At 31.4% G+C, this 9,858-nt stretch carries 10 protein-coding genes and 1 tRNA gene; all 11 read right to left on the bottom strand.

The genetic code is table 11. From position 1 onward, the window contains the following. Nucleotides 1-72 (bottom strand) — tRNA-Thr (locus WA327_RS14285). 100 nt (nucleotides 73-172) lie between these two features. Then, nucleotides 173-475, bottom strand: a complete 303-nt coding sequence (gene hpf, locus WA327_RS14280) for a ribosome hibernation-promoting factor, HPF/YfiA family (RefSeq protein ID WP_336070850.1) — start codon at nucleotides 473-475, stop codon at nucleotides 173-175. Between the two features lie 24 nt (nucleotides 476-499). Beyond that, nucleotides 500-1,393, bottom strand: coding sequence for a tyrosine-type recombinase/integrase (locus WA327_RS14275; protein WP_336070848.1), 894 nt, complete (start codon nucleotides 1,391-1,393; stop codon nucleotides 500-502). A 97-nt stretch (nucleotides 1,394-1,490) separates the two neighbouring features. Beyond that, entirely contained in the window at nucleotides 1,491-1,685 is a 195-nt protein-coding gene (gene rpsU, locus WA327_RS14270) for a 30S ribosomal protein S21 (RefSeq protein ID WP_027880448.1), read from the bottom strand. A gap of 108 nt (nucleotides 1,686-1,793) precedes the next feature. After that, nucleotides 1,794-3,224 (bottom strand): carboxypeptidase-like regulatory domain-containing protein, encoded by a 1,431-nt coding sequence (locus WA327_RS14265; protein ID WP_336070847.1) that lies wholly within the window; start codon nucleotides 3,222-3,224, stop codon nucleotides 1,794-1,796. 15 nt (nucleotides 3,225-3,239) lie between these two features. Then, entirely contained in the window at nucleotides 3,240-4,409 is a 1,170-nt protein-coding gene (locus WA327_RS14260; protein WP_336070845.1) for an acyl-CoA dehydrogenase family protein, read from the bottom strand. Nucleotides 4,410-4,424: 15 nt separating this feature from the next. After that, entirely contained in the window at nucleotides 4,425-5,312 is an 888-nt protein-coding gene (locus tag WA327_RS14255) for a helix-hairpin-helix domain-containing protein (protein ID WP_336070843.1), read from the bottom strand. 13 nt (nucleotides 5,313-5,325) lie between these two features. Continuing rightward, nucleotides 5,326-6,963 (bottom strand): alanine/glycine:cation symporter family protein, encoded by a 1,638-nt coding sequence (locus WA327_RS14250; protein ID WP_336070841.1) that lies wholly within the window; start codon nucleotides 6,961-6,963, stop codon nucleotides 5,326-5,328. Between the two features lie 93 nt (nucleotides 6,964-7,056). After that, nucleotides 7,057-8,082, bottom strand: a complete 1,026-nt coding sequence (locus tag WA327_RS14245; protein ID WP_336070840.1) for a potassium channel protein — start codon at nucleotides 8,080-8,082, stop codon at nucleotides 7,057-7,059. 5 nt (nucleotides 8,083-8,087) lie between these two features. Next, nucleotides 8,088-8,315 carry a PspC domain-containing protein gene (locus WA327_RS14240; protein WP_336070838.1) on the bottom strand — a complete coding sequence of 76 codons (228 nt, stop codon included), beginning with the start codon at nucleotides 8,313-8,315 and terminating at the stop codon, nucleotides 8,088-8,090. A 71-nt stretch (nucleotides 8,316-8,386) separates the two neighbouring features. Then, nucleotides 8,387-9,658 carry a DUF2851 family protein gene (locus tag WA327_RS14235; RefSeq protein WP_336070836.1) on the bottom strand — a complete coding sequence of 424 codons (1,272 nt, stop codon included), beginning with the start codon at nucleotides 9,656-9,658 and terminating at the stop codon, nucleotides 8,387-8,389. Nucleotides 9,659-9,858 lie beyond the last annotated feature (200 nt).

The raw sequence follows: 9,858 nt of genomic DNA, 5'->3' as shown, positions 1-9,858 counted from the left end.
CCGATGGAGGGACTCGAACCCACGACCTGCTGATTACAAATCAGCTGCTCTAGCCAGCTGAGCTACATCGGCTTTTTTGCTTTTTTTACACTACAAAAAAAGCCCGCTATTTCTAACGGACTGCAAATGTATATATTTATTTTTTTATTCAAAACATTTTTTAAGAAATATTTTAAAAATGTGCTCTTAATTTTTGTTTTCGCTTTTGAAGCTGTCTTTTTAAAGAAGAAATTGCTGTATCTACTCCTTCTTCAAATGTTTTACATTGCTTTTTGACTACTAAACTATCTCCTGGTATATTTATCTTGGCTTCAAATATCTTGTTTGATTTATTATTTGTGTTTTCTACTTTTAAATAGACATCTGTTTGTATGACTTTGTCATAAAATTGCTCTAGCTTATTCATTCTTCTTTGAATAAATTCTAGTAACTGTGGTTTTGCGTTAAAATTAACTGCTTGTGTGTTTACCTCCATGAGAATTAATTTTTGGTTAAACAATTAGTCCTTCTTACTTCTTGGATGTGCTTTTGCGTAAACTTTTTTTAGCTCTGCTATACTATTATGTGTATATACTTGCGTTGCTGCTAATGACGAATGCCCTAAAAGTTCTTTTACCGCATTAAGCTCTGCTCCTTGGTTTAATAGGTGCGTTGCAAACGAATGCCTGAGTATATGTGGACTTCTTTTTACTTTGCTTGAAGCTAGACTAAAATACTCATTGATTATTCTATAAACAAGTGTTTCGTATAATTTAACACCTTTAGCTGTTAACAGTAAATAATCTTTATCTTCTATTACTTCTAAAGACTTTCGTTTTTCTAAATACATTTTTATGCTTTCTACAAGCATATTTAACAACGGAATTACACGCTCCTTATTTCTTTTACCTAGTATTTTAACAGTTTTACTTTCAAGATCTATGTTTTTTAACTTGATGTTGATAAGTTCTACCCTTCTTATTCCTGTAGCGTAAAAAAGCTCGATAATAAGTTTGTTTCTTAAACCTTCAAAACTATTTGCGTGACTTATTTTATTTAATACAGAATTTATTTCTTCTTCAGAAAAAGGAACTTGTACTTTTTTGCTAGTTTTTAAGGCTTTATGCTTAACTAATGGGTTTATTTTAATGTGTTCTGTTTTAATTAAAAACTTGAAAAAGCTATTTAAAGATGAAATTTTTCGGTTAATACTTCTGTTAGAAATATTTTGATTAACCATTTTTATAATCCAAGTTCTTATTTGAGCGTAGTTAACTTCTTTTAGGTTTTCATCTTTATATTCTTCTTTTAAAAAATCCAGAAACGATTGTATGTCTTTACCATAAGCTTTTATGGTAAGCTCTGAATAGTTTTTTTCGAGTAGTAAATAATCAAGAAATGAATGTAACAACATACTTTTAAGATGAACTATAAATATACACTATTAATTTTTGAACATAAAAAAATCCCACTTGATTTAAGTGGGATTTAATATCTTTTGACTTAGAAACTTAGATTGACTCTTGATCTCTTAGTCTTTGAATATATTGTGCTTTTTGAACTTGTGCTCTTTTAACAACTGAAGGCTTTTCGAATTGCTTACGCTCGTATAAAGCTTTACGCGCTCCTGTTCTGTCAAACTTACGTTTGTAACGTTTTAACGCTCTTTCTATATTCTCTCCGTCTTTTAATGGAATTATTAACATAGTGTCTTAACCTCCTCTCTTTTAAAATTTTGGTCTGCAAATATAGAAAGTATTTTAAATATTTCAACTTTTATTGAAAAATATTTTAACCTCTTTATTTTTTACCTTTTAATTTTTATTATAGAGTGAAGATCTTTTAGTTAGATCCTTGATAAGTTGCTCATCTTCTTCACTTTCTAATAAGGTATTGTAGCTATCCCAAAATGATTTATGATAAGGTTTCTTTGCAAAAATATCTGGATCCCAATTTGCTGTATTTACTTGCGATAGTTTTTCTTCGTCTAAAATTATTTCGGTAAATAATATTTCTTGTACTGTGTAATAAAAACGTTCTTCTTTATTGTAGCGTTCTTGTTCTTCTTCGGTTAAGTTTTGATCATTCTTTAAACCTACGTTAACCAATTTTGGTGTTTCGTAATAAATGTAGTTAGGATACATCTTGTCTTGATACTCCATATAACTAATCACTAATTTATGGTTGGTCTGTGTATCAAATAATCTTTTACTTCTTGTTTTTTGAGCTGGAGATGCGGCTACTAAATCGTATTCTATCTTTTTTATTGCAAAATTATCCCAATAAATATATATCCATCCTTTAGCGTTGTAACCTTCGTTAAAAATACCTTCGGTATCTAAACCTACGTATTCTCTTGATTTATCTATTTGTATTTTATAAATCTTACGTTCGTTATCTACCAATATGGTGTCTAATCTAAATTTGTGCGTAGCAAGCACATCTTCTCCAAATAAGGCGTCCGGACTTTTTGAGTTTCTTACTAAATTCAACTTACCTTTAAATAAACCTTCTAACCCGTTTACTCTGGTGTCATTCCATTTAATTGCTTTAACAAGAGATGATGTTTTTATAGTATCTCTTCTTAAGTTTTTAGGTTTTAAATTAACGTTGGCGTTATATTTTAAATACGTTGAATATGCAAAAAGACTATCTACATCTCTTAAATCGTAACTTTTTCTTACTTCGTCTACGTTTATTTTTAGATTATCAGTTTCACCATTACCATACGTTGTATCGTCGTAAACGGTAATCGCACTTTCAATTAGCCATTTAAACTGTTTTTTATTTCGCTCTTTATGTCTTAAGAATCCTTTTTGAAGATAAGCTTGTGATGGAAAATTTCTATCTAAACGCTCTAAAGCACGAAGCACAATACTGTCACCTGTTTTTGGTCTTGGTGTTGCATTTAAAACCACTTCTTCTAAAGTTGCGACATCTTCTTCAAGAAAAACTTCAAATGAATTATCAAACTCATCAACCGGCACTTTATAACTTTTAAAACCTATTGAAGAAATTACTAAAGTATCTTTAACCATTTCTTCTGGTACTAAAAGCACAAACTTACCATCTGCATTGGTTACTGTACCTATGGTTGTATTTTGAACATAAACACTTGCATTTTCTATAGGTAACAGGTTTACAAAGTCTACAACTTTGTTTTTAAGCTCGTGCTGAGAAAAAGCGGTGATACTTATTAAAAATACAATTAATTTAAGACTGTGTTTTAAGTAAGATAATTTCATATAATGGGACATTTTTCACTTTGTAGCTGGCTTATAGTCTTTACCGTCAATGACCATTTTGGCTATTATTTCTCTTAATATTTCAGAGGTTCCTCCACCAATTGGTCCTAAACGACTATCACGGAACAATCTTGCTAAAGGATATTCTTCCATATAACCATAACCACCTAAAAACTGTAAACAATCATAAATAGCATCGTCTGCAACTTTAGTGGATTTTAATTTAGACATAGTTGCTTCTTTAACTACGTATTCGCCTTTATCTAATCTAAAAGCAATGTTGTAATTAAATGTCTTACACAATTCTAACTCTGTGTAGTGTTCTGCAATTTTATGTCTTAATGCTTGAAATCTATCAATAGTTTTACCAAACGCTTCACGATTTGACATATATTCTAAAGTGTACTCTAAAGCATATTGTGTTCTAGCATGTGCATTTACACCCATAATCAAACGCTCTAAAGCAAAGTGTTGCATAATGTACGGGAAGCCTTTATTTTCTTCTCCCATTAAATTTGATGCAGGAATAGTTACGTTATCAAATGCTATTTCACCTGTATCTGAGGCACGCCAACCTAATTTATCTAACTTAGTTGCAGATACACCAGGTGTATCTCTATCTATTAAAAATATGCTAATGCCTTTATTTCCTAACTCTGGATTAGTTTTTGCAGCAACGATTAAGTAATCGCTATAAATTCCGTTAGTAATAAACGTTTTAGAACCATTAATAACATAGGTATCTCCTTTTTTAACAGCGGTTGTTCTCATTCCAGCAACATCACTTCCACCAAAAGGCTCTGTAATACATAAACAACCAATCATATCTCCTGCGATACTTGCCGATAGATATTTTTCTTTAATTGCTTCGCTACCTTCTGCATTAAGGTGCGTCATTGCAAGATAAGTATGCGCCCAAATAGCAGCTGCAAAACCACCAGAATTGACACGCTGTAATTCTTCTAAAAGAATAATCATGTAGAAGATATCTAAGTCTAATCCGCCGTACTTTTCAGGGTAACTGATTCCTAAAAAGCCCATTTCTCCAAATTTATTCCAAATAAATCGCTCTATAGTACCAGTTTTTTCCCATTTTTCAATATGTGGCACGACTTCCTTTTGTAAAAAATCGCGTAAACTGTTTCTAAATAATTGATGTTCTTCAGTGAAGTACATACTCTCCATAGCTTGTTAGTTTTTTTAATTGAGCTGTAAAGATAACTTAATTATATCAAATTTTTTAAGCGGAAAACCTTTAACTTTTTTCAAATCTTCTAAGCTAGAAAAACCATCGCGCAATGTTCTTTGTTCTATAATATTGTGAGCCACTTCGTAATCAATATATATAATCGTCACTAACTGATCTCTTGTTGCTTTGTTTAGAGAAATTTTATTTATTTTTCTTGGAGTTTTAACCTCAAAATCAAGCTTGACATTTTCTATAACTTCTGGCGACAAACCATAAACTTCTGTAAGTTCTATCAAATCATAAAACCCATTTATTTTTGTTCTGTATTTTATAATTCTTGCCGAAAGTGCTTCGCCAATTCCGTATACTTTTTGAAGCTGACTTGCGGTTGCTATATTAATATCTATTTTTTGTGCAGAAGTTTTTTCTTTCGCTTTCGCGGAAAAGTTTTGCGTATACTTTTTTGGCTTTGGATTAGTGACCCAATCTGGAAATTTAAAGTAAGGCGAAATTTGATTTAGTAAAGAATCTGAAACTTTAGTTACCTCTTGAAATTGTGCAACTGAATTAATCCATTTGTCTTGTTTTCTAAACTGAAGCAGTCTATTAATCTCTTCTTGAGACATTCCTAAAGTGTATCCTTTATAATCGGTTATAAAGTTTGGGTTAAAAGGATAAATTTTAGGCTTTCTGTTTTCTATTTCGACTTGTTTTAAAGAATCGATTTGAGCGGTAAAAGCCAATAATTCTTTATTGTTTTCTGTAGAAATGACTTCAGTTTTAAAAAAATAGTCTGATCCAAAATGGATAAACAACTGGATTATTATAATGAGTAGCAACAATAAAAAAATCCCATTTCTTTGTTGATTAGAAAACGTGAAATGGGATTTGATATTCATTTTAATATGTTTTTTACATTTCGTCAACCAAGTCTGTTGCTCCATCTTCTAAAGCATCTTCTTTTTTATTGATAGCGTTCATGTATTTTTTAAGTTCTTTTCTAATAATTGGAGATAACATAACTACACCAATAATATTTGGCACCACCATTGCAAAAATCATGGCGTCAGAGAAATCGATTACCGCTCCTAAACTAATAGATGCACCTACAATTACAAAGAATAAGAATAAGATTTTATAAATTAAATCTGTTACTTTTCCTTTTCCAAAAAGGAAAGCCCAACCTTGCATACCGTAGTAAGACCAAGATATCATTGTACTAAATGCAAATAAGATTACCGCAATAGTTAATACAATTGAGAAGTGAGGAATCACACTATCAAATGCTGTTGCCGTAATTTCTACACCTTCTTTTACCTCTACACCGTATTGCATAAACGTACCGCTAACTGCAGACTCATCACCACCAAAGTTTGTGATAATAATTACTAAAGCCGTCATTGTACAAATTACAACTGTATCTACAAAAGGTTCTAATAACGCAACAATACCTTCACTTGCAGGATATTTTGTACGTACAGCCGAGTGTGCAATTGCTGCAGAACCAACTCCAGCTTCATTAGAAAATGCACCACGACGTACACCTTGTATCATAACACCAATTAAACCACCTGCTATTCCTAATCCAGAAAATGCACCTTCAAAGATTAAAGCAAAAGCATCATCTATTAAAGTGAAGTTGGCAAATAAAATTATTAATGCTGCTAACACATAAATACCAGCCATAAATGGTACAACTTTTTCTGTAACAGAGGCAATACGTTTAATTCCTCCAATAATAACAACTGCCACTAATGCAGCCATTACTATACCAAAGTACATACCTGCATTATCACCAGTTAAACCAAATAATTTTGTAAACTGTGCAGCTGCTTGGTTGGCTTGGAACATATTTCCTCCACCAAAAGATCCACCGATAACAAAAATAGCAAAGATTACTGCTAATACTTTACCAACGCCACCAGCACCTTTTTCTTTTAAACCTTTAGATAAATAATACATTGGTCCACCGTAAACTGTTCCGTCTTCACCTACATCTCTATATTTTACACCAAGTGTACATTCTGCAAATTTTGAAGCCATACCTAAAAGACCTGCAACAATCATCCAAAATGTTGCTCCTGGTCCACCAATAGATAAAGCTACCGCTACACCAGCAATATTACCTAAACCTACTGTTGCAGATAATGCTGCGGTTAATGCCTGAAAGTGTGACACTTCCCCATCTGCTCCTTCATCTCTTATTGTTTCAAAAACATCTCCACCTGGTGTTTGATCACCGTAAAGTGTATCTACACCATGCTTTTCTATGTCTTCGTATTTTCCTTGAACAACTTTTACTGCTGTTTTAAATCCAGTAAAATTGATAAATTTAAAGTATATTGTAAAGAATAATGCTCCTCCTATTAACACAAATAGAACCCAAGGAATTTGAATATCATCAGTAAAAGGTATTTCTGCAAATATTCCTTCTACAAACCAGCCTGTATATTTTTTAAATACAGCGTCAAATTTTTCTGCAGTACTATCTTGTGCAAACGTGATTATTGGTACAATCATCGTGAAGATTGAAAGAAGATATTTCTTCATAATTATTTTAAATTGTTAGTTAAAAGTTTAGTTAAGGTTAGCAATATGCAAAAAAATGATGAATTTTTAAAACATAAGCTGTTAAATCCGTAGTTAATCAAGCTTATAAAGCGTGTTTAATTTATTAATTTGTTCTGGTCTTCCAAGTACAATTATTTTGGAATTTGGCATTAATTTTTGGTCAGCTTCTGGGTTAACAATATATTCTCCGTGTTGACCTTTGTACCCGATTACTGTACAACCTGTTTTGTGACGCAGATCTAAGTCTTTTATAGTTCTTTCGTATTTATTAACGTCGTAAAGTTTTTCGGCGCTAATTTCTTCAATATTTATATTAGTTTCTCCAACAATAGCAAGGTTGTCTATAAATTCGATTAAATCTGGAACTACGACTAAAGACGCCATGTGGTCACCACCAATTCTGTCTGGTAAGATTACATTATTTGCTCCTGCTAATTTTAGTTTTTCATAAGACGTTTCTTGAGAGGCACGACTAATAATACGTAAGTCTTTTTTGATTTGTCTAGCCGAAAGTACTACAAACAAATTATCTGCATCATTTGGAAGTGCCGAAATTAACGTACTTGCACGGTCTATACCTGCTTGATGCAAGATTTCGTCTTCGTTAGCATTTCCTAAGATAAACATCATCTTATCATCTTGAAACTTATCTATTGTATCTTTATTTTTTTCAATAATAACAAAAGGTTTGTTGTAAGCTAACAACTTTGTTGCAGCTTGTTTCCCGTTTCGACCGTAACCACAAATAATGATGTGATTGGACAGTGCATCAATTTTTTTCTGCATTTTCTTTTGTTTTAATTCTTCAATATTATTTCGGCTTAAAATATATTCAGTAATAACGGTAATGGCGTAACCAACAATAACCACACTTGTCAAAATTAAAAACATGGTGAATATTTTAGACACGTCGTCTAAAGGCTGTACTTCTCCAAAACCTACGGTAGTTATAGTAATCACGGTCATATACAACGCATCTACCCAACTATAATGAGACATAAATCTAAAACCTAAAACACCAATAACTAGCAATATTGCTAATAGCAAAACTGCAGTGTAAACTTTAGATCTAAAAAGCTGAATAATTGGGTTAGTCATAATTTTTATAAGTCAAAAACCGAAGATCTTTTTGTATAAATTAAGTCTTTAACACGCATCCAAAATGCTAAAAATAAGTACAAAGCAAATCCAAAACCTACAGTTACAAAAGTTAAATACATAAAACTGGTACGTACTACTTTGGCGCGTATACCCAAACGGTCTGCAATACGCTGACACACTTGATAACCGTGTTTTTGAAAATATAATAATGGTTTGTAAGACATTTTCATACTGCAAGGTAATTATTTTTAGGGTTTGTTGCTATTTTTTCTTTTAACAAATAGTGTTATTCAAAATGAAACTAATTAGTTAATACTGTATTACCAACAGCACATTGCAAACATTTATTTTTACTACAATATTCATTCTTTAGTTGAAGTAATGCTTGACTCTGTAATGCTGAAGTTGCTTTTACATTTAATGAATCAAATTTATCGATAATACTATTTTTTTCTGCTGAAACTTGAGATAATAATTGTATCAACTCTTCATTAATATCCTTTCCTTGTTGTTTTGCATAGCAAAATTTAAGCGGAACAATGGTATTTACGATTAATAAATCTACAAATGAAGTACTGATTTTTTTGCTGACTTTTTTGGAAACTTTGCCAAATGTGTAATGTGTATCCCAATATTCTGAAGTGCTTACATTAAAAACATCATAAATATCTTCTTTAGTTTTACAGTCTATAATTTTTGAAAATAAATTTTTGTGTTCTACATATAAATTAGCCAATTGAGACCAACGAATTGTAGGAAAATTAGGAGGACGCAACCTAAAGAATTGCATTGGTAATACATTACTATTGTTTATCCCAAACTTTTGACACAAAAATTGATAGTCTTTCTGTAACTGTAAAAAGTAAGCATCTTGAACATCATTTTCTAGCAAACCTGCTTGACCAAAAAACAAAGCTTCTAAGTTTTGAAGACTGTTTTGTTGCTTCATTACTACCGAAAAATCAAAACTATTTGCAACGCTTAAAAAAGCATCTCCGTTAACTTTTAACCCAAAGTTTTTAGCTAATAGTTTAAATAAAACTGCTTCCCAATTATTTTTGGATTGTTCTAAAACTGTATTAATGACCTTAGCTTTTTGTTCTAAACGCTCAAAAAATAAACGTTCTAACCAATTGTTAATTACAAAATCTGGTATTTGGTTAATGTCATTTTCACAATTAATCCAAGTTGTGTTACTGCTAAACAACTTTTGATAATTATTTAATGCCGATAAGTGCACATAATCTTTAAGCACCAACGTTGGTATAGCTGTATTATCTTTTCTAAACACATCGGTATCGTGTTGCCAAACCACATGTAAAATAACATTATCATAATTAGTATCTACCTCATGATTATGCACAAACCAATCACTAGATTTAATGTGAATTTCTACATTTCCTGCCCAAAGTTGATTACCAATAGTTATTTGTGCATTAAAAAAATCAGGTCCAGCATTTAAGTTATGTGACCCAAAATTTTTGACAGAAACAACCTCACCGTTTGTAGTTCTCAGGTTAGTTGTTTCAAACTTTTTGTATTTCCAGAGGTAGTGTAAAAAGTCTTCTTGCATGGTTTGAAAATACGAATTTATTTTAAGTATTGAATTAATTGTCAACACTTAAAATATTCTTATAAAAAAACTCACAGTTAACTACTGTGAGTTTTTTTATCATATCTAACGAAAGTGAGCTATCTCACTCGTGACGATACTAGTGTGATTTCTACTTTTAGTCTAAGTGACCTTGGATAATTTTATTTAAGAAGATTTCT

The sequence above is a fragment of the Mesoflavibacter sp. CH_XMU1404-2 genome (assembly GCF_037029465.1).
GTDB lineage: Bacteria > Bacteroidota > Bacteroidia > Flavobacteriales > Flavobacteriaceae > Mesoflavibacter.
Note: the sequence above shows the minus strand (reverse complement) of the source record. Positions and strands in the feature narration are given on the sequence as shown.

Excerpts from the sequence above, each read along its gene's own strand:
- WA327_RS14260 (WP_336070845.1), bottom strand. The coding sequence starts at position 4,409 with ATGGAGAGTATGTACTTCACTGAAGAACATCAATTATTTAGAAACAGT.
- WA327_RS14265 (WP_336070847.1), bottom strand. The coding sequence starts at position 3,224 with ATGAAATTATCTTACTTAAAACACAGTCTTAAATTAATTGTATTTTTA.
- WA327_RS14275 (WP_336070848.1), bottom strand. The coding sequence starts at position 1,393 with ATGTTGTTACATTCATTTCTTGATTATTTACTACTCGAAAAAAACTAT.
- hpf (WP_336070850.1), bottom strand. The coding sequence starts at position 475 with ATGGAGGTAAACACACAAGCAGTTAATTTTAACGCAAAACCACAGTTA.
- rpsU (WP_027880448.1), bottom strand. The coding sequence starts at position 1,685 with ATGTTAATAATTCCATTAAAAGACGGAGAGAATATAGAAAGAGCGTTA.
- WA327_RS14250 (WP_336070841.1), bottom strand. The coding sequence starts at position 6,963 with ATGAAGAAATATCTTCTTTCAATCTTCACGATGATTGTACCAATAATC.
- WA327_RS14235 (WP_336070836.1), bottom strand. The coding sequence starts at position 9,658 with ATGCAAGAAGACTTTTTACACTACCTCTGGAAATACAAAAAGTTTGAA.
- WA327_RS14255 (WP_336070843.1), bottom strand. The coding sequence starts at position 5,312 with ATGAATATCAAATCCCATTTCACGTTTTCTAATCAACAAAGAAATGGG.
- WA327_RS14240 (WP_336070838.1), bottom strand. The coding sequence starts at position 8,315 with ATGAAAATGTCTTACAAACCATTATTATATTTTCAAAAACACGGTTAT.
- WA327_RS14245 (WP_336070840.1), bottom strand. The coding sequence starts at position 8,082 with ATGACTAACCCAATTATTCAGCTTTTTAGATCTAAAGTTTACACTGCA.